The sequence below is a fragment of the Nocardia alni genome (genome assembly GCF_019038435.1).
GTDB lineage: Bacteria > Actinomycetota > Actinomycetes > Mycobacteriales > Mycobacteriaceae > Nocardia > Nocardia alni.
On sequence record NZ_JAGPOX010000016.1, the window covers coordinates 1 to 25,515 of the forward strand.

The following is a 25,515-nucleotide window of genomic DNA, read 5'->3' on the forward strand; positions in this document are numbered from 1 at the left end:
CTGCCCGCCCAGCCGGACCTCACTGCGGAAGAACAGGACTTCCGAGTCGGCGCAATACAGCCTCCGGGGCTTACCAAGCACTATCTGCATCCGGACGGCCGTTACGTGGATATCGTGATTACCGCACCGGACGGCACCGCTGTCCCGTTACGGCTCATGCCGGGCGAGCAGTACGAACTCGGCAAGGCCGCAGGGGCATTACTGGAAGGTGTCGCGAGCGAACGTGTTTCCTGGCGTCACGCCACGATCAAGGTGGATTCGGCCGGGCACGTCCTCCTGCGGGACAACGGTTCGCTGAACGGCACTTTCGTCGACGGCAAGCAGCTGGCCGCCGATGAGTGGGCCCGGATTTACGACGGCCAGACCGTCATGCTCGGGCGTGAGTTCGAGATCGGAGTCCGGTTCGCACGGCAGATGACCGAACTACGACTCTTCGGTGACGGCGGAGAAGTGTTGCAGCTGTACCGCGGTCATTTCATCGACGTCGGCCGGAGCTTGGTGCCGGTCGATGCACCGGGCTGGAACAGTGTCTCGGCCAACCATGTGAAGATCGGCATGGACGATGACGGCCAGATGTGGATCGAAGATATCGGTTCGCTGAACCACACTGAGGTGAACGGCGTCGTGCTGGCCCCGGGAGTGCGATCCCCACTGCGGCCCATGGATTCGCTGGTGTTGGGCGGCTATCGCGGCGTGGCGCAATTCCTCCCGCCCGATGCGGTATTCGATGCGCAGCCGGTTGAGGTGAAGATCGGTGGCGGTCGGGGAGTGTCCGCCGTGCGACTCGCGCCCGGCCAATCGATCCCCATCGGCACCGCCTCTGACTCCCCCTTCGCGCCGCAATTGTCCCGAGCTATCGGAGTTGCCCCGCAGCACGCGAGGATAGGGCTCGATCCTGATGGGCGGCTGTGGGTATCCGATGTTGCGGGGTCGCCGGGGGTATGGGTCAACGGCGATCGCATCGCGTCCGATCGGAAGGTCACCCTGACCGAGGGGGACGTACTGGGGCTCGGGCCGAATTACAGTGGTCCCGTCTATCTCGATGACGAGGCGAATAGCGAACCATCGGTTGTGGCGCTGCATTTCGAAAACAGTCGGAGGCGGCCGATCGAGTTGACGCCGGGCAGTCACACATCCATCGATTACGGCGATTTGAATATGCACGTGAGGGTCCTTGACCCGGCTGCAGTGCCACGCAATATCGTGCACATCGGACGCGATCTCGACGGCCGCGTCTGGGTGCACGATCCGAATCCAGCCAGCTGGAATAGGGTATACGTTGGCGGTGAGCAGGTCCCACCGGATCAGAAGCGATACGTATATCCTGGTGAGGCGGTACGTTTCGGCGAAGTGCGCGCACATCTGGATGCCGGTCCCGAACAACCGCTGACCGTGCGGCTGTCCGACGATGAGAGTGTCGCGCCGTTATCGCTACACCGGGGCGAGCGGGTAGTGATCGGTCGCGACCCGGATTCGCCGATGTCATCGCATTTCGCGAGCGATAACAGCGTTTCGCGACGCCATGCCGAAATCTATCGCGACGAGTCCGGCGACCTGTGGCTGATCGATACGCACTCGAAGCGGGGAACCTGGGTAGAGAACCACAGGGTCGACCCGGAAGAATCCGGGGTGCGATTGCAGCCGGGTGATCGGATTCGGCTCGGCAAGTGGGTGGGCGCGGCCCAATTCACTGATCGATACCACAGTGCGGCAGAAAAATCCGTACCGGTAAATCTGAACGGCGCGGCGGGTACGGCGTCATTTACGCTCGTACGGGGCGGCGAGCCGATGGAACTCGGTCGAGCGAGTCGCGATCTACCGCCTGGCCTCGCCGAACTCAAGCACATATCCAATGCACATCTGAGCATAGGTGCCCACCCGTCGGGACGTGTGTGGATACGTGATGAGCACTCGAAGAACCGAACGTTCGTGAATGGGATCGCGATAACGGCCGGCGTCAAGCACACGCTGAATCCTGGAGATACTGTCAGGTTGGCAACCGAGGGAAATGATTTCACCGTGGCCTTCCCGCCTCCCGACGGTGGCCCGTTCATCAGTCTCCTCGACCGCACGCCGGAAACCCTGGCCGCCGTCGCCGATATCGGGTTCCTGCCGCATGGCATCTACGAGCGAGTCGTGGACCATCTGAACGCTATGCCGGAGGGTGGGATCATCATCGGTAAGAAGCGAATCGCCGAGCATCCCGGTCTGGAGCGCCTCGTTCGCGAGAATCCACATGGTCCGAATGACCGAGTCGCCTGGAACAACGTCGCGGGCCTGTACTCGGGCGGTCCGCGGCGGTTGTACGTCGATACTCGCATGCGGTCGGGTTTCGAGCCCCATCAGATTCTGGTCATGCACGAATTCGGGCATGCCGCGGATGCCGCATACGGAACCGGCGGTCGCTGGCTCAGCAGCGGGCAGGAATGGCAGGATCTACACACGAGATTGATCGAAAAGGTCGGCGGTAAGGTCAGGTGGCGCCACTATTACGACGTGCCGGTCGAATCGTTCGCGGAGGCATTCGCGGCCTGGGTGGTCGGTCTCAAACAGTTGCGAAAGTTCACGTTGGGCAACAAGGAGATCGCCGAGGAATTGAAGGAGTATTTTGACCGAGTATTCGGCTGACCACGGTTTGCCCATGATGGCCTTGGACGGCGTCACCATCATCCGGCGGCTGGGTGGTGGATCGGACGCCGGACTCTTCGATGGTTACGAGGAAATCTCTCCAGGTGATCCGGGCTACGACGAGCTACTTCCAACCGCACGCGAGAATCCGATCAGGGACGAGGAGCCGGAGCGTCCGGTCGATCCGCTCACCATGGCCCAGGTCCTGCGCGACGCGGGCCTGGATTCACTGGACGTCGAGGATTCCTGACACAACAGGATCGGGCCCGGTCACGAGGAGTTCGTCTCCTACAGGCGAGCACTCCCAGGGGCGGGAAGTTCGCGCGGGCGGGAGATCATTGCGGCGGAGGTAAGTCTCCGTGAGGCATCGGTCGAGGGTGCGATTCACGGTGCCTGGACGAGGTGAGGTACGGCAGATGTCGGTCCCCGAGTGGCGAATCATTGCGGGAGAGGCTGTCTCACGATCGGGCGGCATCGCGGGGCGGACTTCCCACCACCGACGAGATCGCGACGGCCGACTAGGTTGCGGAGTCCAACTACGACTACGCGCCGCACCATTGGCAGGGGGATCGGTATGAGTGATCTCGATCAGGCGCTCACGCGGTTGCGAACGCACTCCGAGCGCTTGCATATGCTCAGCGATCGGTTGCGGGCGATCCGCGCGCAGGAATCCTCACCGGACGGCGAGATCGAGATCGTGGTCGACGGCGAGGGGACGCCGATCGAACTGCGGTTGCGCGCCACGGTTTCACGGATGTCTCCCAAGGAGTTCGAGCGGGTGCTGGTCGCCACGGCCGAGCGCGCGGCGCGCCGCGCCTTCGGCGAGCACGGTCAGCTGATCGCCGAATTCAACGGCACGGCTCCCGAACTCGTGGACAGCGACGACGAGAGCGCCGAATCAACAGCCGCCCGGAACGATCGGGTCGCGGCGGAGCGGAGGGCCTGAATGGGACAGGTAACGATGATTCCCGACCTACTGCGCGGATTCGGGGATATCAACGCCACTCAGTCGGCGATGGTGACCACTGCCGGCACGGTTGATCAAGCCGCGACGATCGCAGCGGCGACATCGGTTTTCGGGCCGATCGGCACGGAGTTCCTGGCGGCCTTCGCCGTCGCCCAGGCCAATCATTCCCGGTCGGTGGCACAGCTGGCTGCGGTACACGCGGCCACGGCCGCGACCGCTCAGACGGCGGCGACCAGCTATGACTCGACCGAGGCTCAGTCGGCCACGTCGTTTCTCAGCGAGGCTGTTCAGGGTGCTTCGAGCGTGCTGACCAGTGCGGCGGGTGCGGCCGGTTCCGCTGCGACAACACAACTTCAGAAGGCGACACCGACGGCCGCTCCGGCCGATTCCGCGACGCCGCCCGAGTCCGAACAGGTCGACGCGCACGGTGACGCGGGCGCGGTGACCGAGCCGCCCCCCGCCGCGGCCGGAGCGGGTGTGGCAGGAACGGGCGCCCTGGGAGCGAATGCGGCCGGAGTCGGTTCGGCGCAGTCGAGTTCGTTCCCCGCGGCATCGCTGTCGCCGCGCTCGGCAGCCGCGGGCTCGGCCGTACCGGCAGCGAGTGTCACTCCGGTCGCCGACACCGAGGAGTCCACCGCGGCCCAGGTGGAGATCGCATGACCGCGCCGGCGCCCCTGCCCGGAGCTGTGCAGAGCATCCTTGCCAACAGCCCGGCCGCCCCGCTACTGCATCAGCCTGTGAATCAGGTACTGGCGAGCATGGGAATCCCTGCGCTGCCACAATTCCCGCCCCTACCACCGCTGCCCGGCCTGCCGCCGATCCCCGCACTCGATCCGGCCACACTGTTCAAGCCGATCACCGATATGGCCGGACATCTCGGCACCGGCAATCTGGCCTCGATGGGCTCGCTGGATCCCACCCAGTTCCTCTCCCAGCTGGTCACCGGCCTGACCGAGGTGATGTCGCTGGGCAGTACCGCGGTGGGCCTGCTGACATCACTGGAAGGCTCCGGCGCCGACGGTGCGACGACCAAGGCCGCGCAGACACAGACGAGTGCGACCGCGGTAGCGAGCCAAGCCACCGATATCTCCGCGCTGGTCGCCTCGGCGGCGACCGTCGTGCAGATTGCCAATGCCGAATTGGCTTCCATCGCAGCGCAATTGGCGCTCGAAGTGGGTGTTTCCGTTGGCATCCCCGGTGGCGCGGCGTATGCGGCGGGGGCCGCGGCGGAGGCCGCGGCGGAATCGGCTGCTGTGATCGCCCACGCCAAAGCCGAACTGGCCGTGCTTACCACGCAGATAACAGCCGCGGGACAGCCGGTCACGGTCACCAATGCCCCCAACGCGACGACCGCCGCCACCTCATCGGTGTCGTCGGCCGGGACCGCCGCCGCATCTCGTGCCGCTACCGAGGCGAGCAGCGCATCCAGCTCATCCAGCGACGGCATGGAACAACTCGAGGAACTCGCCTCCCCGGCTATGGCGGTGGTGGGCATGGTGCCGACGGCCGTGCAGGCGGTGCAGCAGACCGGCACGGCCATAGCCCAGCAGCATCCGCTGCCCAGCGAGGCGTCACTGATGGCCGACCTTGGACTGTCCGGTGCAACCGGTCTGGGTATAGGAGGCCCGGTGCTGGGTGCCGGTGGCCCGGATGTGAACGCCGCACTGCCGCTGCGGCCCGCGGTCGAGGCCGCGCCGGTGACGGAGACCGCGACCGCGGGCGCCGCGGCCGACCTCCCGACCGCCGCGGCCTCCGAGACCGCGGCGGTTGAGAGTGCCGCGGTCGCACCGGCCGCGAGCTCGCCGATGTTGGCCTCGGGGGCAGGGCTGGCGGGCGTGGCCGGAGCACCGGCGGATACCGAGCTCGCCGACTATGCCGTCAAGGCACAACGTGGCGATGAGGTCGTCGGTGAATTGAACGGTATCGCAACGCCTGTCGTGGGCGGGGCGTCGGCAGACGCCACGGTCACCGACTCCGGCGATACGTCCGGTCCACCGGATAAGGCGCTGAGCCTGTGATCGAGCGTGTGCGCACGGCCGCGAAACGGCCGTATCCGGGTGAGGTCGGACCGTGAGCATGGACTTCGATGTCACCGGTGTGAGCAGGGTCGCCGAACGCCTGGACTCCCTGGCCGATCGGTTGGAAGACCTTCTACGACAAACGACTCCGGCGCTGACGGTGGTCCCCGCCGCCGCGGACGAGGTATCGGCGCGGGCGGCGGGAACGTTGAACGAGGTTGCCCATGGCCACCGGACGACCTGTGCCGCGGGAACATACGAGCTCCGCAAATTGGCGGCCAATCTACGCTGTCACGCCGGGGCGATCGATGCGACCGATCGGGCCAGCGCCATGTCGTTCTGGCAGCGATAGGACGCGGCGGCGATGACAGGATCGGACGAGAGCGGATTCACCGGACGGGTGTGGGAGGCTGTGCCCGCCGCCCGTTTGGCCGCCGAACTCACCACCGGCCCCGGCGTCGCGCCGATGGCCGAAGCCGGGGTGGCGTTCGGGCAATTGGCCACCGGATTGGACGAGGCGACAACGGAATTACGTGCCGCCCTCATCGTGCTGGGGCAAGTCTGGCGGTCACCCAGCGGTGAAGCGGTGGTGCAGCGGGCGGGTGCGCTGGCGAATTGGTTCGAGGACACCGCGCGCACGGTGGGCGAGACGGGGCGCCGCGCGGCCGCACAGGCGGCGGCCTACGAGGCGGCGGCACTGGCCATGCCCGGCGCGGACGAGCGAGCCGTGCTCCATGCACTGAATACGGCTCTGACACCTGGCGCCGTTCCCGGTAGCGCGCTGATCGGCAGCGCCGCCGATCTGGAGGACCGGGCCCATACGATCGGATCGCTCGCGGCCGAGGCGATGCGTGGATACGAGACCGCCACCACACCGCTGGCCCAGCCCTGGCCGCAACAATCCCCTCCGGTGCTGAGCACCGAGGCGGCGCTGCGCGGTGAGCGAGCCCTGGGCGGCGACAGGGAGAACGCCTCATGATCCGGCTGAGCAACGACGAATTTCTCGCCGTGGCAGCGCTTCTCGGCGTTCGAGAGTTTCCCGTGGCGCTCGCGGTCGGACCTCGGCAGGATACCGCCGAGGCATTGCTCGACGCACGCCGTGTGGCTTTGAGGGGATTGGGCGCGGCCGGAGTGGTCGATGAATACGGCGATGTGGCAGCCGATCTCGCGGCCGTACTGCGGATTCTGGCTCGGCCCGATCGTCAGCTGGTGGCCAGAATCGTGGGCGTGCACGGGGTCCGGCGCGTCTGCGTGGTCCGCCGCGCCGCCGAGCATGCGCTGGTCATCCGCGACAGCGAGGCCCTGGAGGTGAGTACCGTCTGGGCGGACGAGAGTCCGGCCTCGTTGGCTCGGGTGCTGTGCCGTGGGCTGCCATCCTGCCCGCCCGCCGTGATCGCGGCCTTCGGCGCGCCTTCCCGGTTGCTCGCCCAGCGTCTGGACGAGGCCACAGGATCCGTCGACTTCACCGATATCGCCTATGGTTGCGGCGTCGTCGAGCGTGATGCGGTCGAATTCGGTCGCATCATGGCGAGCTGTCGGATGCGGGCGGAGATACTCGCCTATCGGCACGAGGACGGCGTCGCGGCCCGTTCGGCGGGCGCGGCGGCGGTGTACGACAGCCAGTACGGCCGTATCATCGCCGGCCCGAGCTCGACCTCCGCCGGTGAGACGTGGTCCACCTTTGCGCCCGGCTCCGAACACCGTCTCGCACAGGCGATTGCGGGCATCATCGGCTCGTTGCCGGGAGGAAGGTGGATGCCGTAGCGCGCTCAGCACATATCAGGAACAAACCCGTTCGGATTACCGGACCAGACGACAATAGATAGGGAATAACAATGAGCAGTTCCGGCTATACACAGGATGTCGACGGTGTATCGACAACGGCGGCGTCCGCATTGCGGACCATCGAAAGTATCAAGAGTCAGGTCGACAAGATCAACGGCTTGGTGACGGCGTCCGAACCTTACTGGACCGGGCCGGCGCAGGGCGCTGCGGTGTCCGCGTCACAGAATATCAATGCCAAGGCGGCGAAGATCGATCAGACCGCGAATGATCTTCTTTCCGCACTGAAAAAGGGAAATGAGACTCTCGCCACCAACGAGACGCACAGTACGAAATCTTTCCTCAACCTGGCCTGAATTTTTTTGAAAGGAATTTCGATGGCAACGACAAAATATGTCTACGGCGAGCTGGAGGGCCTGATCAATCAGGTCAAGTCCCTCATGAGCGGCACGGTGCAGGATCAGGCGGATCTGTCGCGCCTCGCTGCGAATTCGTCCGGTGTGCTCTCCGGCGATGCCGGAACCAGCTTTCAGCAGAGTGTGCAGGTGCTGCTCAAGCAGTACGAATCCTTCAACGACTCGATGACGGGCTGGGTGTCCGCCGCGAATACCGCCATGCAGAACATCGCCGACACCGACAGCAGTGTCGGCAAAAGCCTGCGGGTCTAATTTGCTCGTCGAAGCTGCGGGTAGGGTGCCTGCCCGGATGGGACGCACCCTGCCCGAACAGCTGAGCGCGATCGTTCCGGAAGGAAACCCGTGCCCTCACAGCTGACCACCCGTGCACAGGTGAACGGCTACCTCTTCCTGGTCAAGCGGCTGGAACACGCCCTGATCCGGCGGGACATCCGGATGCTGCACGATCCGATGAGCGTGCAGTTCCGTTCCCTGCTCATCGGTGCGGTGCTGGGAATTCTGGGTATGGGCGCCTGCGCGGTCCTGGGCCTGCTGCATCCGCAGGGTGCGGTGGATTCCTCGCACATCATCGCCGGGAAGGGCAGTAATGCGCTGTACGTGATCCGGGATGGGAAACTGTATCCGGTACTCAACCTCGCCTCCGCACGCCTCATCGCGGGTACTGCGGAAACGCCCGACTCGGTTGCCGAGGACAAGCTCACCGGATACCCGCGCGGGCCGCTGCTGGGCATTCCGGGCGCCCCCGGCGCCCTGCCGGGCTCGGCGACCAACGGTTCACAATGGACACTCTGCCAGACGATTTCACCCGGATCCGCGATCGCCACCACGGTATTCGCGGGCGCACCGGATCTGACCGGCGGCGCGCGTGCGCTGCGGCCCGACGAGGCACTGCTGGTCACCAACGCCGACAAGACCTATCTGCTCTACAGCGGCAAACGGGCCGAGGTGGATCCGGCCGACGACGCCATCGTGCGATCGCTGAAACTGCAGGGGCTGCGTGCGCGGCCGGTCGGCACCGCCCTGCTGGACGCTACCGTGCCGGTTCCCCCGCTGATGCCGCCGGTCATCGCGCAGGCCGGTCATCGCGGTCCGGTGCCCGGCACCAAGGTGGGCCAGGTGATCGAGGTCGGCGATATCAACTCGACCGAGTTGTATGTGGTCTTGGCGGATGGGGTGCAACAAATTTCACCGTTCGCGGCCGAGGTTATCCGCGACGCGGACTCCTACGGCGTCAGCGAGATGACCACCGTGCCTCCGGACGCGCTGGCGGGAATCGCTGTGCGCCATACGCTTCCGATCGACGACTTTCCGCAGCAGCGGCCCTCGATAATCTCCGCCGACGCCGCACCTGTGGCCTGCGTGGCGTGGTCGCGTCCGAGTATGGAACGTGATGCGAGTCTCAGCGTGCTGGCCGGGACCGCTCTGCCGTTGTCCGAGAACGCCGTCCCTGTGCAGATGGCTGGTGGTGATCCCGATCCGGACCGCGCCGACGCCGCGTATCTCCCGCCGTTCTCCGGTGAATTGGTCGAGGTCACCGACATAGCACCGGGCAGTTCTCGTAGTGACGGCCTGTGTTATGTCTCCGACACCGGGATTCGTTACGGCATACCGGATCTGGCTACCGCACGGATGCTGGGTCTGGCCGGCGCCCCGAAACCGGCGCCCTGGGAGATCATCGGACGCCTCATCGCGGGACCCGACTTGACTCGAACCGCGGCCCTGGTAGCGCGTGACACCCTCCCCACTGGTTCCTGACTTCGCCGAGGCGCAGGTCAGTTGAGAGTGTTCAGGATGTCGTCCAAGGCTTTACGCATATCCTCCGCCTCGATCCGCATCAGCGCGTCCTCATCCAGATTATCCAGGTCCAGATTGCTGCCCTGCCCGGTGAGCCGGAATTCACGCTCCTCCTCGGCCGTCTCGACCACATTACGGATGAACCGCCCGTTACCGGCCAGATCGATGGCCCGCCGCTGCGCGCCGGTCCGGTCGGGCCGCCGTTTGTCGTACAGTTCCGCGCAGGCTTCGGCGAGCAGGGCCAGCGCCCGCGCCGAGATCATCGAATCACGTGCGGCGGCAATGACACCCGCGATCTGCGTGAGTTCCTCGGGAGTGTAGGAGTCGAACCTGATCCGCTTGGCGAAGCGCGAGGACAGGCCGTCGTTGGCGGCCAGTAACCGCTCGATTTCGGTATCGTATCCGGCGATGATGACGATCAGCCGGTCGCGGTCGTTCTCCATGCGCGCCAGCAATGTGTCCACGGCCTCCCGCCCGAAGGCGTCGCCGCCGGACAGGCCGGTCTGGATCAGCGTATAAGCCTCGTCGATGAACAGCACGCCGTCCATCGCGCTGTCGATCAGTGTGGAGGTCTTGATGGCGGTACTGCCCAGATGCTCGCCGACGAAGTCCATCCGCTTGGCTTCGACGACCTTGTCGGTCTTCAAAAGCCCCAACCCACAATAGATTTTGGCGACGACACGGGCAACCGTCGTCTTACCGGTGCCGGGGGGACCGGTGAAGGCCAGGTGCTGGCCGCGAGGCGTGCTCGTCAACCCCTTCTCGGCGCGGATCTTGGCCAGCATCGCGGTGGACTGTAGCTTGGCCACCTGGGTCTTGACCGCAGCCAGGCCGACCTGGGAATCCAGCTCGGTCCGGGCCTGGTCCAGGATCTGCCGGGCATTGTCCTGGCGCTGCTGCCGTTCGGTTTCCCCCGGGGCGGGTGCGGTCGCCGGATCCCAGCGATCGGTACGCCGACTGATCTGCTCGTGCGTGGTCAGAGTCAATCGGAAGCCGGGATCCTGCAGAGCGGCCGCGTTGTCGGCGAAATCCGGCGCCTGAGAATAGACCTGCTCGAACAGGGCTCGGGCCTGCTCCTCGTGCCCCTGCTCGCGTAGGCACAGTCCGCGGCAGTACATGGAGGCGGTGCGTGCCGCCGGAATCGGGCCGGATTCGGCCAGTTCCAGTCGCCGGACGGCCTCACCGAAGAGGCCGAGCTGGGCGCAGGCGTTCCCGACCATGGCGTGTGCGCCCGCGGCAAGGTAGGCATCGGTCCACTCGTGCGAGCCCGCCAGCACAGTCATCACATCGTTCCACCGTTGGGCAGTGTTGTGCAGGTGGGCCCAGACGTAGGCACAGATATAACTGTCGAATTTCTTGTCCGCGGTGGGCGGTTGGTCACGTCGGTGCTCGGTGAGCCGGTCCAGCACCTCCACGGCTTCGTCGTACCGCTGCTCGTCGATCAGCGTCACCGCATATGCCAGCGCGACTTCCACATAGCTGGCCATCGGATAGTCGACGAAATGGCCGACCACGAACCGCCCGGCCAGCTGACGGGGCGGGAGCCCGAGTCGCCGCTGTTCGCGGCCCAGAGCAGTGCTGGTCCGATATATGTTGAAGACCACTTCGGGGGTGAGTTCACCCGCCGCGGCCCGGCCCAGCCAACCGTCGGCCATCGCTGGATCCCATTGGGTAGCACGCTGAAAGGCCTTCTTGGCGTACTCGAGATCGGGGGTGGTCTGCCGTCCGTCGACAACGAGCCCCAAGGACAGCACCCCGGCATCGAAGACCTGTTGTGCCTGCCGGCGTGCGGACATGTGAAGTACAGCTCCCGATGAGTGACCGCATGCCCGGGCTGGGCACGGGATTGTTCACTGAGCGTAAATTCCCGGTGCGGCAACGCCTTCCCGTTCGTGGGAATAGGTGGCCCGGGGCGGTGAATCACCGGCGATACGCTTGCCAGGCTCGAGAATGTCTATTTATGTCGGGATGAGAGTTGACCGAATCTACTCAGGAAAAACCGACCGCGGGCGTGCCGGAACTATGCCGGGTCTCGATCATCGGTGGTAATACCCAGGTGGATCTGAGTCTGCCCGCGCGGGTGCCCATCATCGCGATGATCGACGATATCGCCGGGCTCATCTCCTCTCACACCCCTGCGTACGCCGACGACGAGCAGGCCCCCGCGGTGAGCCGGCATCTGACCTTGGCCCGGATCGGGCGGCCGCCCATCGCGCCGGAATCCACTCTCGCCGAGGCCCGGATCCGAGACGGGCACCTGTTGATGCTGTGCGACGTCGGCGCCCGCGCCACACCGGCGCTGTTCGATGATGTGATCGATGCCGTTGCCCGCTTGACCGAGAGCACATTTCGCGGGTGGTCCGCTGTCGCGGCGCGCTGGGTGGCCGTAGCGGCAGCGCTGCTTGGCACGCCCGGTGCGGTGCTGCTGCTGGTGCTGGCCAAGAATCACGGCAACGCGGTAGCGGCGGGCGCGATCGCGGTGGGCACCGGCCTGACCGCGCTGGTCACCGCGGCGATCGTCGCGCGCAAATATCCCCAGCCCATGATCGCGGCGGTGCTCTCGCTCTGTGCTGTGCTACTGCTCGGGCCGGGCGTGGCATTGTTCCTGCCGACCCGTTTCGGCAGCCCGCATACGTTGCTGGCCTGCGCGATATGCCTGTTGCTGGCTCCCTTGGCCTACCGGCTCACGGGCGTGGGCGCGACGATGATCGCCGCGGTAATGACGATTGCGGTCTTCGGCGCAGCCGCCGCGGCCGCGACGGTGCTGTGGCACCATCCGCTCGACAAGATCGGGGCGGCGGTGCTGGCTGTCGCGCTCACCGCGATCTCGGCCTCGGCGCGGTTGGCGGCCGCCGTCTCCCGCTTACCGGTGCCGCCGGTGCCCACCGCTGGCGGCCGTGTCGATCCTGCGGATCATGAGCCCAGGCCCACCCTGCAGGGCATCGGTGCGGTCGGCGCGACCGCACTACCCTCGGCCGCGGGTCTGGCCGAGCGGGTCCGGGTAGCCAACGAATATCAATCCGGCATCCTGATCGGTACCACCGCGGCCGCCGCTCTCGGCGCCATGGCCGCCGCCAATTGCTGGTCCGCACAACCACACTGGCAAGGAGTCCTGCTCGCTGCAGTAGCCGGGCTGGTGCTGTGCCTCAGAGCCAGGGCCTTCGCCGACCTGACCCAGGCCGCGACGTTGATCATGGGCGGAATCCTCACGCTGGCGGTGTTGGCCGCGGGGCTCGGCATAGGCCACCCCGGGGCCTTGCTGCCCTGCGCGGGAGCCCTGCTGACCCTGGTTGCACTCATCCTGGCCGTCGGCGCCGGTGGCCAGGGGATGGACCCATCTCCAGTGCTGCGCCGGGCCGGGGAACTGGCCGAATACGCCCTGATCATCGCTATTGTTCCGCTGGTGCTGTGGACGATGGACCTCTATGCGCTGGCCCGCAGCATATGAGGTCCCGCCATGACGTCGGGGCCCGAGGTCCGTTGCGCGTGGGCCTGATCCGGCGGCTGGTCACGATTGCCGTGAGCGTGCTGGTCGGCGCGGTCGGCTTTACCGCTGGGCCCGCCGCGGGAGTTGTCGCGCCGGTGGTGAATCCGGCCCTGGCCCCCGCCCCGGGCCTGCCGGCACGACCACCCGAGGCCACCCGGCAGCGGGCGCAGTGCGCGCGGCCGGTGCTGACCGGACCGCCTCCGCATACCACCCCCGCCGCGCAGTCGGCGCTTGATCTGCCGCGGGCCTGGCAGTTCAGCCGTGGTTCCGGGCAGATCGTCGCGGTGATCGATACCGGGGTGAATCGTCATCCGCGCCTACCGGTGCTGATTCCCGGCGGTGATTACGTCTCCACCAGCGACGGCACGGTCGACTGCGACGGTCATGGCACCCTTGTCGCCGGGATCATCGCTGCCCGGCCCGGGCCCGACGACGGATTCGCCGGTGTCGCACCGGATGCGGCGATCCTGTCGATCCGTCAGCTCAGCCTGGAGTACGAAGCACAGAATTACGACAGTCACGGTGGTGCGCAGGCGATGTCGGCGGGCGGATTCGGCAACGTCTGGACGCTGGCCGAGGCGATCGTGCATGCGGTCGATCTCGGAGCCACCGTCATCAATATTTCCGAGGTGGCCTGCGCCGCCGTGGGAACCGATCTCGGCGACGGCGCGCTCGGCGGTGCCGTCGACTATGCGTACAACCACAACGTCGTCGTGGTGGCGGCCGCGGGAAATGTGCAGAGCGACGGTGCCTGTAAGGCGCAGAACCCCGGAACGGGCTGGAACGGTGTGCAAACCGTCGCGACGCCGGCCTGGTACAGCCCCTATCTGCTGACCGTGGCCGCCGTGGATGCGCAAGGGCAGCCTTCCCCGTTCTCCCTTGCCGGGCCCTGGGTTTCGGTTGCGGCGCCCGGCACGGATCTCTACAGTCTCGACAGCGCGCTCGGGGCCGGCGGACTCGTCAACGGTATGCCCGCCGCGGACGGCCCGCCGTCGGCGATCAACGGCACCAGCTTCGCCAGTGCCTTCGTCGCCGGTGTGGTGGCGCTGGTGCGATCGCGCTTCCCGGGCCTGTCCGCGCGGGAGGTGATCGACCGAATCATCCGCACGGCGCACGATCCCGCAGGAGTCCATAGTGATCAGGTCGGCTACGGCATCGTCGATCCGGTCGGGGCGCTGACCGCGCAATTGCCGCCTGCGCCGGTCTCGAATTCGCTTGCCGGCCAACGGCTAGCGGCCTCGCCGGCTGCGCCAGCGCCGGATCTGCTGCCCCGCCGCATCGCCCTGTTCGGGGCTTTGGCCTGTGTGATCGCCCTGGGCATGGGCACCGCGATGAGCAGCCCGTTCCGCCGCAATCGGCGTCGCAAACTCACCGAAGGTGTGGACTATTGAGCATAGGGACCGAGGATTTCGTCCGGCTCCCGCGGATCGCGCCACCGCGGCCACCCGGCGGCGAGGTGATCGTGAACCCGCCGCCGGATCTGTCTCGCACCATGCCGGGCGGGCTGCTGGCCAAGCTCATGCCGGTGGTGATGGTGGTGGCGGTCGTCGGCATGATGGCGATGATGTTCGTCACCGGCGGGCGCAACGTGCTGACCAACCCGCTCAGCATGATGTTCCCGCTGATGATGCTGATGTCGATGGCCGGCATGTTCGCCAACAACCGCGGCGGCAGCGGGAAGAAGGCCGCCGAACTCAACGAGGAACGCAAGGATTACTTCCGCTATCTCGATCAGTTGCGCGATGATGTGCGCAAGACCGGGGGGCTGCAACGTGACGCCCTGCTATGGAGCCATCCGGAGCCGATCGACCTGCAAGCCCTGATCGGCACCCGCAGGATGTGGGAGCGCCGCCCGGCGGACCCCGATTTCGGGCATGCCCGGGTGGGTGTGGGTTCGCATCGTATCGCCACACAGCTGGCCTGGCCCGAGACCGCCCCCGTGGAGGATCTGGAGCCGGTGTCCACGGTGGCGCTGCGCCGGTTCGTGCGCACCCATTCGGTGGTGCACGGACTGCCGACGGCGTTGTCGCTACGCGCGTTTCCGGCGGTGAATCTCGAAGGTGACCGGGTCCAGGTGCTCGGGGTGATGCGGTCGATGATCGTGCAGCTGTGCACATTTCACGGTCCGGATCATCTCGCCGTCGCGATCGTCTGCGCCGATCCCGACGGTCCGGCCTGGGTGTGGGCGAAATGGCTTCCGCAGCTGCAACATCCGCGGGTGCAGGACGGCCTGGGCAGCAGCCGGATGATGTACGGCTCCCTCGCCGATCTGGAAGAGGCGCTGTCGGAGGAGCTGATCGAGCGCGGCCGCTTCATGCGCAACAGCTCTCCCACCCCGGGACGACTCCAGTTGGTCGTGGTCATCGACGACGGCCACGTCGACGGATCCGAGCGGCTGGTGTCGGAATCGGGCCTGGATTCGGTAACGGTGATAGACCTCACCGCCCCGCAGGCCGGGCTGGCTGTGCGCCGCGGTTTGCAGCTGGTGGTCGCCGACGGAGCAGTCGCCGCGAAATCGGTCGGCGGGATGGAGAAATTCGCCGACGCCGATCAGATGAGCCCAGCCATGGCCACGGCGCTCGCACGCAAACTCGCTCAATTCCGGATCGGTTCGGCGGTGCCGATCCTGTCTCTCGGTGATGAGCCTCGGCCGGATCCCGGACTGATGGCGTTGTTGAAGATTCCGGACGCGGGAGCGATCGAACCCGCCACGGTGTGGCGCCCGCGCGGAACGCGCGAGCGGTTGCGAGTGCCGATCGGAGTGACCCCGGACGGCATCCCGGTAGAGCTCGATATCAAGGAGGCTGCCGAGAACGGCATGGGACCGCACGGATTGTGCATCGGGGCAACGGGTTCGGGCAAATCCGAATTCCTGCGCACCCTCGTGCTGTCGATGGTGACCACACACTCCCCGGACCTACTCAACCTGGTACTTGTCGACTTCAAGGGCGGCGCGACGTTTCTCGGTCTGGATCCTTTGCCGCACGTGGCCGCGGTCATCACCAACCTCGAGGACGAGCTCTCGATGGTGGACCGCATGCGCGACGCACTGGCCGGCGAGATGAACCGGCGGCAGGAATTGCTGCGTGCGGCGGGCAATTTCGCCAACGTCACCGAGTACGAGAAGGCTCGTGCCAGCGGGGCGCCGTTGGATCCGCTACCGGCGCTGTTCATCATCGTCGACGAATTCTCTGAATTGCTTTCGCAGAAGCCGGATTTCGCCGAGCTGTTCGTGATGATCGGGCGCCTCGGCCGCTCGCTGCGCGTGCATCTGCTGCTGGCCTCCCAGCGGCTGGAGGAGAATCGGCTACGCGGCCTGGACTCCCATCTGTCCTACCGGATCGGCCTGCGGACCTTCTCGGCCAACGAATCCCGGCAGGTGCTCGGCATCACCCACGCCTACCACCTGCCGAGCCAGCCGGGCGCCGGCTATCTCAAGACCGATGCTACGGATCCGCTGCGGTTCAACGCCAGTTATGTCTCGGGTCCTTATACGCCATCGCGTGCGGCCGGGCAGATCACCGGACTGAGCCTGGGTAGTAGCCGGCCGCCGCAGGTGTTCACCGCCGCCCCGGCGGGCTCGGCGGAGCCGGCGGAACCGACCCGCATCGAACTGCCCGACCTGGACTCGTTGATCGCCGAGGCCGAATCGACCGGACAGGAACGCTCGCTGCTCCAGGTGGTCGTCGAGCGGCTGCGCGGGCACGGCCGGCCCGCGCATGAGGTATGGCTGCCGCCGCTGGATATCTCGCCGTCGGTGGATATGTTGCTGCCGGATGCGAATTGGCGTTCGCCGGCGAACCACCATGGGCGTTTGCACATGCCGATGGGAGTGGTCGACAAACCGTACGAGCAGAAGCGCGATGTGCTGACGGTGGATCTGTCCGGCGCCCAGGGCAATGTGGCTGTCGTGGGCGGCCCGCAGTCGGGCAAATCGACGACATTGCGCACTCTGATCATCTCCGCCGCGACCACCCACAGTCCCGAACAGGTGCAGTTCTACTGTCTCGACTTCGGCGGCGGTACGCTCAGCGCGCTCAATGGCCTGCCGCATGTCGGTTCGGCCGCGGGGCGGCTCGAGGGTGACAGGGTGCGTCGCACCATCGCCGAACTCACTACCCTCATGCGCCATCGAGAGGAACGCTTCCTCGAATTGGGCATCGAAAATATGCGCGAATTCCGCAGGCGTAAAGGCGAATTAGCGGGCCAGCCGGAGTCGGAGCGGGTCCGCAACCCGATGTCGGCGGATCCCTTCGGCGATGTCTTCCTGGTGATCGACGGATGGACGGCCTTCCGCGAAGAATTCGAGATGCTCGAGCCGCTGGTGAATGCCATTGCCGCGCAGGGGCTGTCATATGGCATACACTTGGTTCTCGCAGCCTCGCGCTGGATGGAGATCCGCGCGGTGGTCAAGGATCAGATCGGCACCCGTATCGAGTTGCGGCTCGGTGATCCGGGTGATTCGGAGATGAATCGGCGTGCGGCCGTGCTGGTTCCGGGCGGTCGTCCTGGCCGTGGCATCACTCCGCAAGGCCTGCACATGCTGATGGCCCTGCCCCGCCTCGATACCCGGACCGACCCCGAAACCCTCGCCGAGGGTGTCTCTGTGGCGAAGGAGCAGCTCACCGGGCTGTTCGAAGGATTGCGGGCGCCCGCGGTGCGGATGCTGCCCGCGCAGGCGCCCCGCGAACAGGTGGTCGCGGAGGCAGTACGGTCCGGACTGCATCTCGGGCCGACGAGTGTCGTCCTCGGCGTCGGTGAATCCGAGTTGCAGCCTGTGGTCCTGGATTTCGATGCCCAGCCGCACCTGATGATCTTCGCTGACGTCGAATCGGGGAAGACGACGGCGCTGCGCAACATCGTCAGTGGTGTGGTGGAGAATTCGACGCCGGAACAGGCCCGCGTCATTCTGGTGGATTACCGGCGCACCATGCTCGGAATCATCGAGGGCGAGCATTTGGCCGGCTACTCGAGTTCCGCACAGACCTCATTGCCGACGATGGAGGAGCTGTCGCGTTATCTGTCCAAGCGTATTCCCGGATCGGACATCACACCGCAGCAGTTGCGCGAGCGAAGTTGGTGGAGCGGGCCGGAGATCTATGTCGTCGTCGACGACTACGAAATGGTCGCGTCCAAGAATCCGCTGCTGCCGCTGCTGGATTATCTACCGCAGGCCCGTGATATCGGGCTGCACGTGATCATCGCCCGGCGGGCGGGCGGCGCTTCGCGCGCACTGTACGACCCGGTACTCGGCCCGCTCAAGGACATGTCCGTGGATGCCCTGCTGATGAGCGCACCGAAAGATGAGGGTGTGCTGCTCGGTGACGTCCGCTCCACCAGGCTGCCGCCAGGCCGCGGCACTCTCATATCCCGCAGCCGACCCAACGAAATGATCCAGGTCAGCGATCTGCCACCGCTGTGACATCCACCATCGAGCCCCCGGAGTCTGCCATGGACAACGAGACCACCACCGATACCGCCGAACCGGATTTCGTATTCGCCCTGGGTGGCGCTGTGTCCGCCGAGCCACCGGCCGATGCCATGGCGACGGATGATTCCGACCTCGACCCGGCCGAGGCGAAATCTCGGGAGTTCGCCTACGATCTGGCTCGCGAACTGGCCGCAGGAGCCCCGCCCGGCTGGACTCGCCTCGACGCGATCTTCGCGCTGACGGCGACCGAGGCGGCGACCCGGGTGTTCTACTCGCTGCCCGAGCAGGTCGTCGAGGCGGTACCCAGTCAGGTTGTGGTGAATGCCGCTCGCGTGCAACGAGAGTCGACGGCCGGGTCGGAGGGCGGACCCTGGTGGCGGCTGTTGCTCGGCTTGACCGGTGATGGGGAGGTCACGGTCGATTACGACTACGGAGACGAGCCGTTCCCGGACGAGCAACTGCTCTCTCCGGAGGCGTACCGCGACGATATCCAGCGGTATCCCCGTGCGCGTCTGCCCATTTGGCTCGCGGCCTACGTGGAGGACGACGGGCGTCAGGAGCGGTCTGCGGATCAGGCCGCCTTTCAGGCGCTGCTGGATCTGGATTCCGGTATCGGCTCCGAGCCCGCCGAGGACGAGTTCCCGCCGTTGCCCGGGATGTGGGCGCGCTGGGTCACATTGTCGGCGATCTTCGTGGCGTCCGGCTCCGAGTTCGGGCCCCGCATCATGCCCTCGACGGGCTGGTTCGAGGGTGCGGCGCGCAGCGGTAGCACCCTGAGCCTGCTGCCGGGTGGCCGGGCGGTGCTCTCGGGTGGCCTGTGGGAGGCTGCCGAACTCGACGACGCCTATAACGGTGCGGCGGCGATGCCGGAACTGTATCGTGGCGCGCCGTTCTGGGTCGCCGATCAGGCGCTCGATCCCCGTGCCGCCCAGGGCTTATTGTCGTTCTGCTACTGGTGGGACGGATTCGCCTGGTACCGCGGGGAATCCCCGTCCCCGGCGGACTTCGCCCCCGCACTGCCGGGTATCTGGACAGCCGAGGTCGTGGTCGATCTGATACTGGGGCAACTCGACGATGAAGGCGGTTCTCCCCAGCCGGCCGAGGCGGCCGCGGTGCTGCTTGCCGCCGCCGAGCGCCGTGCGGTGCGGCGCGAGTTGCTCGAAGATCTGTTCGGCGACAACGACTTCGATATCGACGGCGCCTACTACCAGTTCTTCCTCGGCGGGCTGACAGCGCCGGAGAAGTGACTACGTGTGCTGGGCCTGGTCGACCATCTCCTGGGCGACCTGGGTCACCGATTGGTTGTCGGCGAATGCGCGGGCGCGCAGGAGGGTGAACGCGGAGTCCAAGCTGCAATTGTATTGGGCCACAAGCAGTCCCATGGCCTGGTTGACCGCGCTGAGGTAGTCCGCGTCCTCGAACAGGGAGCCGCCGAGGGACATTCCGGTGGGGTCGAAATCCTCGGTGGCGTGCAGGACGGTTTCGGTGAGGGCCTCGGCCAGCAGATCGGACTGTCGCTCGGCGTTCAGGTCCAGGCGGTTGCCTATGGCCAGGCCGCACAGCGCGCCGAGGGGTCTGCTGGAATGCAGCAGCGGCGTGGCGACAACGGCCCGCACGTCCAAGCTGGTGACCGCGGGGCCGAACCGGGGCCAGCGGCGGATCATGTCACCGCCTGTCGCGACGATCGGACCGGTGCTTCGCAGGGCGTCGCGCAGCGGGCCCTCGCCGTGGGTCAGCTCGAGGTCGTGTGCGGCACGAGCGATGGGGTCGGACACCGCGAACAGCAGTTCCTGGAGGTCGGCGTCGAACAGGGCGATCGCGGCGCCGTCGGTACGCAGGCGCTGGGATACCCCGGTCAGGAAGATCGGCCGCAGGCCCGCCTCGCCGTCGGCGTGCCACCGCTGCAAGCGCAGCGCGTGCTGCCGGTGCAGGCGTGCGCAGGCGTTGTGGCGTTCCTCCATCCGGCGGTGCAGTGCGACCATCCGTTCCCGGAAGGAGGTCATGGAGTCCGCCCGCACGCCGAGCTGCCGCTCGTACTTGCGTGCCAAATCCGCTGCGCGCTTGGCACGTTCACGCTCTGTCGCATATTCGTGCCACTCGCGCTTGACGTCCTCGGGCGTATGCGTGTCTGCTGGCACGATCTAGACGCTACCTGCCTCGGCGGTGCCGTGGGGACCCTGTAAAGGGGGTCATTCCATTTTATCTTTCACCGTTGTCGCGGAGACGTCCTCCATCAGCATGACCATGCCGTCACGTGTTCCGGTCAATGGTGAGCAGGTGACCGCGCAGACGATCGAACGGCCGATTCGGTTGATCGCCGGAACGTCCACGGGCCCCGCGCGCCTGCCGGAGTCGAGTGATGCCTGCAGGACTTCCATGAGCCCATCGGTCGGCAGTCCGAAATCCAGGCTGAAGAACGGTTGCTGAGATACCTCCTCGGCGCGCAGTCCCCACAGTTCCTCCGCGCCCCGACTCCAACTGCGCACACACAAGTCGCCGTCCAGCACCACGATTCCGGCGCCGATACTCGACAGCACACCCTCGAGGAAGGTGCGCGTCTCATCCAATTCGCCGGTGCGAATCCGCATCTCCTCGTTCATGGTCTCGAGTTCTTCGTTACCCGACTGGAGTTCTTCGTTGGTGGTTTCGAGTTCTTCGTTGGTGGATTGCAGTTCCTCGTTGGTGGTCTCCAACTCCTCGATGCTGGATTGCAATTCTTCGTTGGTGGTTTCGAGTTCTTCGTTGGTGGACTGCAGTTCCTCGTAGGCGGTCTCCAACTGCTCGCGCTTCACCTTGACCTCGAGCGCCAGCCGGATGGCGACGGTGGTGTCGATGAAATTGACCATCATGCCGGCGGGGCTGCTGTCGGCGGCCCACAGCGGCTGAACGCTCACGTCGAAGAACTGGGTGTCGCCGGGGCCGGCGCGCCGCTCCACCCCGCCGACCCGGATGGTGCGATGTTCGGCGAGTGCCCGATCGATCAGCGAACGCAATTCCGTGGGGCGGTAGGAGATCTCCAGGTCGCTCAGGGGGCGGCCGACATCGTGCTGATTGAGTCCGAACGCGCTGCGCATCTGGCTGTTGACGACCGTCACCTTGCCCTCGGTGTCGATACCCAGCATCGCGAACGGCGCCGCCTCCAACGCGAGCTTGCTCAATTGACGCCGTTTGACGACATCCTGAACTTCCGGCCCGAGCTGCACATCCAGGCGAGGCACGCTCACCGGATGGGGCGTCACCGAATCCCCGATGCGGCGGCGGAACATGCGCTGACGCATATTCGTCACCTCGAACCGGCTGCCGGCGGACAGCAGCATTTCGGCCTTACCGAGGAACAGATACCCGCCCTCGCGCAGCGCGAAGTGGAACCGATCGAGAATCTGGGACTGCGCCTCGACATTGAAGTACATCAGCGCGTTGCGGCAGATCAGCAGATCGAGGCGGGAGATCGGCGCGTCCCGGGTGATGTCGTGACGGCCGAATATCACCCGGCGACGCAGATCGGAACGAAACAGGAATTTATCGCCGTTCGGCTCGAAATACCGGTTCCGCAGTTCCTCGGGCAGTGGCTCCAGCGCGCGTGCCGAATACAAGCCGGATCGGGCATCTTGCAGCGCCTCCTCGTCGACGTCGGTGCCGTAGATCTTGACGCGCCGCACACATTCATCGATGCCGAGCTCCTCCGCGAACACGATGGCGAGGGAATACGCCTCCTCACCACTGGAACATCCCGCACTCCAGATACGGATCTCGTTGGACGCATCGGGCGCGGTCAGGTTCTGTACCACCTCACTCTGCAGGTGCTGCCACGCCTCGATATCGCGGAAGAAACTGGTGACGTTGATGAGAATGGTGTTGAACAGGTACCGGAACTCCTCGGCGTCACTTTCCAAGCGGTCTCGGTAGTCGAGGTATCCGGTGACGCCGACCTCGTGCATCCGTTTACGAATGCGCCGTGCCAGTGACGAGCGCTTGTACCCCGTGAAATCGAAGCCGCGGGAATCCCGGATGAAGATCAGCAACTCCTCGAGCGCCTGGTCCTCGGAGCTGTCGTACTCGGCCGGGTTCTCGCTGTTCGGTTCCGTCACGATCTCCTCGGATCGACCAGGTTGACGATGGCATCGGCGATTTCGCCCAGTGGCAAGACGAAGTCCGCGGCGCCGGTGGCCACCGCCGCCGTGGGCATTCCCCTGAAATCGGCGTCCTGTGGGTCCTGCACGATCACTGTGCCGCCGCGCGATTTGATCGCGCCGACGCCCATCGCGCCGTCGCTGCCCGAGCCGGTGAGCACACAGGCGATAGCCCGCGGACCGTACGCTCCCGCCAGCGACTCGAACAGCAGATCCGCCGACGGGCGAACGAAGTGCACGCGTTCGCTGCTGGCCAGCGCGAGGACGTGGTCCGGCCCGACCAGCAGGTGGTAGTTCGGTGGCGCCACGTATACGTGCCCCGGTTCGGGGCGAACGCCCGCCTGCGCCAGGTGTACCGGCAGACTCGATCTGCGCGAGAGCACCTGATGCAGGACCGTCTCATGACGGGGATCGAGATGCTGCACCACCACGACGGGCACCGAGATTGTGTCCAGACCGCCGAGCACTCGGCTCAGTGCGCCGACGCCGCCGGCCGATGAGGCGAGGGCGACGACGTCGAAGGCGGCTGTCGCCGCCTGCCTGCGGGAGAACTCGGTGTTCACGATCACCTCGTCCAATGGGTGCGACTCACCGAGTGTCGACCGTCGGAAGGTGACAAGTGAGCACGACCTCAGCCTATCGTGCCGGGGCCCTGACGGTGCGTCACGTTTCGTCAGGACAACGGCCCAGAGCCGTCACGGTTTGTCCCGGGCCGAAAGTCCCCTGGATGGGGGACGTTCGGCCCGGTCGTCGCGGCTGAAATCGGCCCATGGTGATCCATATGAACCGTGCGCCACCGTGCGCCACCACCGACTGTCAGGGGGACGCGCGTCGGTGCGCGAGGCAGGCCTGTGATCTGGCCTCGCAGTTGTCGCGGCAGGGCGAGCAAGCGCGCAGGCAGGCATCGTCGATCCACGCGACGACGGCCGCGATTCTCGGCCGGGAACGCGAGCAGATGCATCAGTACCGGATCGACGCCGAAATCACCGCCACCGAACGGTCGATCGAGTATCTGCTGGTGCCGGGGCGGGAGCAGTATCCGGATCTCGCGGTGCTCGATCCCTATCTGCTCGCCGCCGCCGATCCGCTGCTCCTTCTCGGTCGGCTGGCGGAGGCCGCTCTGCACGGGGGATCGGCGGATCGTATCGTCGTGCAACTGTTCGGGCCGGGCGTCGAAATCGAGGTCGAAGCGATGGCGCCGGCATCGCCCTTTACACGGGCCGCCGCCCTTGCCGCCGATGCGACAGAGCCGGACAGCGGGGGAATCACCCGGTCGATGCCGATGATGACGATGACCGGACGTTCTCTGGGGTTCTTCTCGTGCTATTACGACGAGCCCGACGCACGGATCGAGGAGGATCGGCAACTGTTCGATCTGGTGGCCTCGGCGGCGGTGAAGGCGGTGCAATGGCACGGTGTGCGGAGCAGGCACAGGGTGGAGCGTAGGGCCAGCTGAGACACCTGGTACGAGTGAGCGAATAATTCTGCTAGCCGCGCGGCGCGGCGACCGTCGCGCGCCGCACGTCCGGAAGGCCCAGATTCTCGCGCAATGTGACTCCGGTGTACTCCTCGCGCAGCACACCGCGGTCCTGGAGCAGCGGCACCACCCGGTCGACGAATTCGTCGAGGCCCCAGGGCACCAGGTGGGAGCCGAGGATGAACCCGTCCGAGCCGTCGTTCTGTACGAAGCTGTCGATCTGTTCGGCGACCTGTGCGGGAGTGCCGACCAGCGGCCCGCGCTCGAACTGGTCGATGACGACCTCGCGCAGGCTCAGCTTCTTCTCCTCGGCGACCCGGCGCAGCCGTTCGGCGGTGGCGAAGCGGTCCTGGTGGACGAAGGCGCGGCCCTGGATGATCGGCGGGGCGTCGGGATCGGGATCGATCTCGGGCACCGGGCCGTCCGGATCGTAGCCGGACAGATCCCGGTTCCAGATCTGCTCCAGCAGAATCAGGGCCGTCTGCCCGGTGACCTGCTCGTTGCGCACGGCGTGGTACTTCTCGATCGCCTCGACCTCGGTATCGCCGAGGACGAAACTCGCCGAGGGCAAGATCTTGATATCGCCCGCCGCACGCCCGGCCGCTACCGCGCGAGACTTGATGTCCCGGTAGAACTTCGACGCCTCGGGCAGTTTGCCGAAGGGGGAGAAGATGGCATCGGCGTTGGCCGCGGCGAAGGCGCGGCCCTGCGGTGAGACACCGGCCTGCAGGACCACCGGCCTGCCCTGTGGGCTGCGGGGCACCGTGAACCGGCCGGAGATGTCGAACTGCTTGCCGTGGAAGGCGAATGCCCCGGCGTCCGGCCGGGCCAGGAATCGGCCGGAGTCCTTGTCGGCGACGATGTCGTCGGCATCCCAGGAATCCCACAGGGCGCGCACCGCATTCAGCGTCTCCTCGGCACGCACGTAGCGATCGGCCGGATCCAGGAATCCGCCGCGCCGGAAGTTCTGACCGGTGAAGGCGTCGAAGGAGGTCACCACGTTCCAGGCGGCACGGCCGCCGGACAGATGATCCAGGCTCGCGAATCGCCGTGCCAGCTCGTACGGTTCGTTGAAGGTGGTGTTGATCGTCCCGGCCAGGCCGAGATGGTCGGTGACCGCGGCGAGCGAGGCCAGCACGGTGAAGGTGTCCGGGCGGCCGATGATGTCCTGGTCGAAGATCTTGCCCGCGCGCTCGCGCAGGATCAGCCCCTCGGCGAGGAAGAAGAAGTCGAATCGGCCGCGTTCGGCGGTGCGCGCGGTGTGTTCGAAACTGCTGAAGTCGATTTGGCTGCCCGCGTCGGGATGCCACCAGGCGGTGTGATGGTTGACGCCGCCGAGGTAGGCGCCGAGGATGACTTGCTTGCGGGGAGAACTCATAGCAACC

The 25,515-nt window shown here is 66.2% G+C and carries 21 protein-coding genes; 16 read left to right on the forward strand and 5 right to left on the reverse strand.

Translation table 11 applies throughout. The annotated features are described in order from the left end of the window. The 11 genes from JZ791_RS08830 to eccB form a co-directional block, all read left to right on the forward strand. Positions 1 to 2,628, forward strand: a 2,628-nt coding sequence (locus JZ791_RS08830) for an FHA domain-containing protein (protein ID WP_216893718.1), incomplete at its 5' end; no start/stop codon positions are given. Between the two features lie 13 nt (positions 2,629 to 2,641). Then, positions 2,642 to 2,878, forward strand: a complete 237-nt coding sequence (locus JZ791_RS08835) for a hypothetical protein (RefSeq protein ID WP_216893719.1) — start codon at positions 2,642 to 2,644, stop codon at positions 2,876 to 2,878. 324 nt (positions 2,879 to 3,202) lie between these two features. Further along, on the forward strand, positions 3,203 to 3,574 hold the full coding sequence (locus JZ791_RS08840) for a YbaB/EbfC family nucleoid-associated protein (protein ID WP_216893720.1): 372 nt from the start codon (positions 3,203 to 3,205) through the stop codon (positions 3,572 to 3,574). Further along, a complete protein-coding gene (locus JZ791_RS44850; RefSeq protein WP_254205414.1) occupies positions 3,575 to 4,255 on the forward strand; it encodes a type VII secretion target in 681 nt (226 codons plus the stop codon). Beyond that, a complete protein-coding gene (locus JZ791_RS08850; RefSeq protein ID WP_216893721.1) occupies positions 4,252 to 5,613 on the forward strand; it encodes a hypothetical protein in 1,362 nt (453 codons plus the stop codon). The genes JZ791_RS44850 and JZ791_RS08850 overlap by 4 nt, the downstream gene beginning before the upstream one ends. A 58-nt stretch (positions 5,614 to 5,671) precedes the next feature. Beyond that, positions 5,672 to 5,965 carry a PE family protein gene (locus tag JZ791_RS08855; protein ID WP_216893785.1) on the forward strand — a complete coding sequence of 98 codons (294 nt, stop codon included), beginning with the start codon at positions 5,672 to 5,674 and terminating at the stop codon, positions 5,963 to 5,965. 12 nt (positions 5,966 to 5,977) lie between these two features. Continuing rightward, entirely contained in the window at positions 5,978 to 6,592 is a 615-nt protein-coding gene (locus JZ791_RS08860) for a PPE domain-containing protein (RefSeq protein ID WP_216893722.1), read from the forward strand. Further along, positions 6,589 to 7,377: an ESX secretion-associated protein EspG gene (locus JZ791_RS08865; protein ID WP_216893723.1), complete on the forward strand. Its 789-nt coding sequence runs from the start codon at positions 6,589 to 6,591 to the stop codon at positions 7,375 to 7,377. Before JZ791_RS08860 ends, JZ791_RS08865 begins: the two co-directional genes overlap by 4 nt. A gap of 71 nt (positions 7,378 to 7,448) precedes the next feature. Then, positions 7,449 to 7,751, forward strand: coding sequence for a WXG100 family type VII secretion target (locus JZ791_RS08870; protein ID WP_216893724.1), 303 nt, complete (start codon positions 7,449 to 7,451; stop codon positions 7,749 to 7,751). Positions 7,752 to 7,772: 21 nt separating this feature from the next. Beyond that, the gene (locus tag JZ791_RS08875) at positions 7,773 to 8,063 is read left to right on the forward strand and encodes a hypothetical protein (protein ID WP_216893725.1); all 291 of its coding nucleotides are present in this window, start codon (positions 7,773 to 7,775) and stop codon (positions 8,061 to 8,063) included. Positions 8,064 to 8,153: 90 nt separating this feature from the next. Next, entirely contained in the window at positions 8,154 to 9,566 is a 1,413-nt protein-coding gene (eccB, locus tag JZ791_RS08880; protein ID WP_216893726.1) for a type VII secretion protein EccB, read from the forward strand. Positions 9,567 to 9,583: 17 nt separating this feature from the next. Here the strand turns inward: eccB and eccA are convergent, their stop codons facing one another. Further along, positions 9,584 to 11,401, reverse strand: coding sequence for a type VII secretion AAA-ATPase EccA (gene eccA, locus JZ791_RS08885; RefSeq protein WP_216893727.1), 1,818 nt, complete (start codon positions 11,399 to 11,401; stop codon positions 9,584 to 9,586). Between the two features lie 179 nt (positions 11,402 to 11,580). Here eccA and eccD point away from each other — a divergent pair, with 179 nt between their 5' ends. The 4 genes from eccD to JZ791_RS08905 are packed head-to-tail and all read left to right on the forward strand — an operon-like array spanning position 11,581 to position 19,770. Further along, positions 11,581 to 13,053, forward strand: coding sequence for a type VII secretion integral membrane protein EccD (gene eccD / locus JZ791_RS08890; RefSeq protein ID WP_216893728.1), 1,473 nt, complete (start codon positions 11,581 to 11,583; stop codon positions 13,051 to 13,053). Positions 13,054 to 13,091: 38 nt separating this feature from the next. Beyond that, entirely contained in the window at positions 13,092 to 14,483 is a 1,392-nt protein-coding gene (gene mycP, locus JZ791_RS08895; protein ID WP_308162852.1) for a type VII secretion-associated serine protease mycosin, read from the forward strand. A gap of 2 nt (positions 14,484 to 14,485) precedes the next feature. Beyond that, a complete protein-coding gene (gene eccCa / locus JZ791_RS08900; protein ID WP_216893786.1) occupies positions 14,486 to 18,514 on the forward strand; it encodes a type VII secretion protein EccCa in 4,029 nt (1,342 codons plus the stop codon). 29 nt (positions 18,515 to 18,543) lie between these two features. Next, positions 18,544 to 19,770 (forward strand): hypothetical protein, encoded by a 1,227-nt coding sequence (locus JZ791_RS08905; RefSeq protein WP_216893730.1) that lies wholly within the window; start codon positions 18,544 to 18,546, stop codon positions 19,768 to 19,770. On the opposite strand, the gene JZ791_RS46465 is transcribed toward JZ791_RS08905, so the two are convergent. The 3 genes from JZ791_RS46465 to JZ791_RS08920 are packed head-to-tail and all read right to left on the reverse strand — an operon-like array spanning position 19,771 to position 23,216. Then, the gene (locus tag JZ791_RS46465) at positions 19,771 to 20,661 is read right to left on the reverse strand and encodes an ANTAR domain-containing protein (RefSeq protein ID WP_216893731.1); all 891 of its coding nucleotides are present in this window, start codon (positions 20,659 to 20,661) and stop codon (positions 19,771 to 19,773) included. It lies immediately after the preceding gene. A gap of 51 nt (positions 20,662 to 20,712) precedes the next feature. Continuing rightward, entirely contained in the window at positions 20,713 to 22,611 is a 1,899-nt protein-coding gene (locus JZ791_RS08915) for a CheR family methyltransferase (protein ID WP_216893732.1), read from the reverse strand. Further along, positions 22,608 to 23,216 carry a chemotaxis protein CheB gene (locus JZ791_RS08920; RefSeq protein WP_216893733.1) on the reverse strand — a complete coding sequence of 203 codons (609 nt, stop codon included), beginning with the start codon at positions 23,214 to 23,216 and terminating at the stop codon, positions 22,608 to 22,610. Before JZ791_RS08920 ends, JZ791_RS08915 begins: the two co-directional genes overlap by 4 nt. Before the next feature lie 218 nt (positions 23,217 to 23,434). On the opposite strand from JZ791_RS08920, the gene JZ791_RS08925 reads away from it, so the two are divergent. Continuing rightward, positions 23,435 to 24,109, forward strand: a complete 675-nt coding sequence (locus JZ791_RS08925) for a hypothetical protein (RefSeq protein WP_216893734.1) — start codon at positions 23,435 to 23,437, stop codon at positions 24,107 to 24,109. A 31-nt stretch (positions 24,110 to 24,140) separates the two neighbouring features. Here JZ791_RS08925 and JZ791_RS08930 read toward each other — a convergent pair whose 3' ends face one another. Then, positions 24,141 to 25,508, reverse strand: coding sequence for an NtaA/DmoA family FMN-dependent monooxygenase (locus JZ791_RS08930; protein ID WP_216893735.1), 1,368 nt, complete (start codon positions 25,506 to 25,508; stop codon positions 24,141 to 24,143). Between the last annotated feature and the right edge of the window lie 7 nt (positions 25,509 to 25,515).

Coding starts and splice junctions, on each gene's coding strand:
- JZ791_RS08835 (WP_216893719.1), top strand. CDS start 2,642: ATGATGGCCTTGGACGGCGTCACCATCATCCGGCGGCTGGGTGGTGGA.
- JZ791_RS08840 (WP_216893720.1), top strand. CDS start 3,203: ATGAGTGATCTCGATCAGGCGCTCACGCGGTTGCGAACGCACTCCGAG.
- JZ791_RS44850 (WP_254205414.1), top strand. CDS start 3,575: ATGGGACAGGTAACGATGATTCCCGACCTACTGCGCGGATTCGGGGAT.
- JZ791_RS08850 (WP_216893721.1), top strand. CDS start 4,252: ATGACCGCGCCGGCGCCCCTGCCCGGAGCTGTGCAGAGCATCCTTGCC.
- JZ791_RS08855 (WP_216893785.1), top strand. CDS start 5,672: ATGGACTTCGATGTCACCGGTGTGAGCAGGGTCGCCGAACGCCTGGAC.
- JZ791_RS08860 (WP_216893722.1), top strand. CDS start 5,978: ATGACAGGATCGGACGAGAGCGGATTCACCGGACGGGTGTGGGAGGCT.
- JZ791_RS08865 (WP_216893723.1), top strand. CDS start 6,589: ATGATCCGGCTGAGCAACGACGAATTTCTCGCCGTGGCAGCGCTTCTC.
- JZ791_RS08870 (WP_216893724.1), top strand. CDS start 7,449: ATGAGCAGTTCCGGCTATACACAGGATGTCGACGGTGTATCGACAACG.
- JZ791_RS08875 (WP_216893725.1), top strand. CDS start 7,773: ATGGCAACGACAAAATATGTCTACGGCGAGCTGGAGGGCCTGATCAAT.
- eccA (WP_216893727.1), bottom strand. CDS start 11,401: ATGTCCGCACGCCGGCAGGCACAACAGGTCTTCGATGCCGGGGTGCTG.
- JZ791_RS08905 (WP_216893730.1), top strand. CDS start 18,544: ATGGACAACGAGACCACCACCGATACCGCCGAACCGGATTTCGTATTC.
- JZ791_RS08925 (WP_216893734.1), top strand. CDS start 23,435: ATGAACCGTGCGCCACCGTGCGCCACCACCGACTGTCAGGGGGACGCG.
- JZ791_RS08930 (WP_216893735.1), bottom strand. CDS start 25,508: ATGAGTTCTCCCCGCAAGCAAGTCATCCTCGGCGCCTACCTCGGCGGC.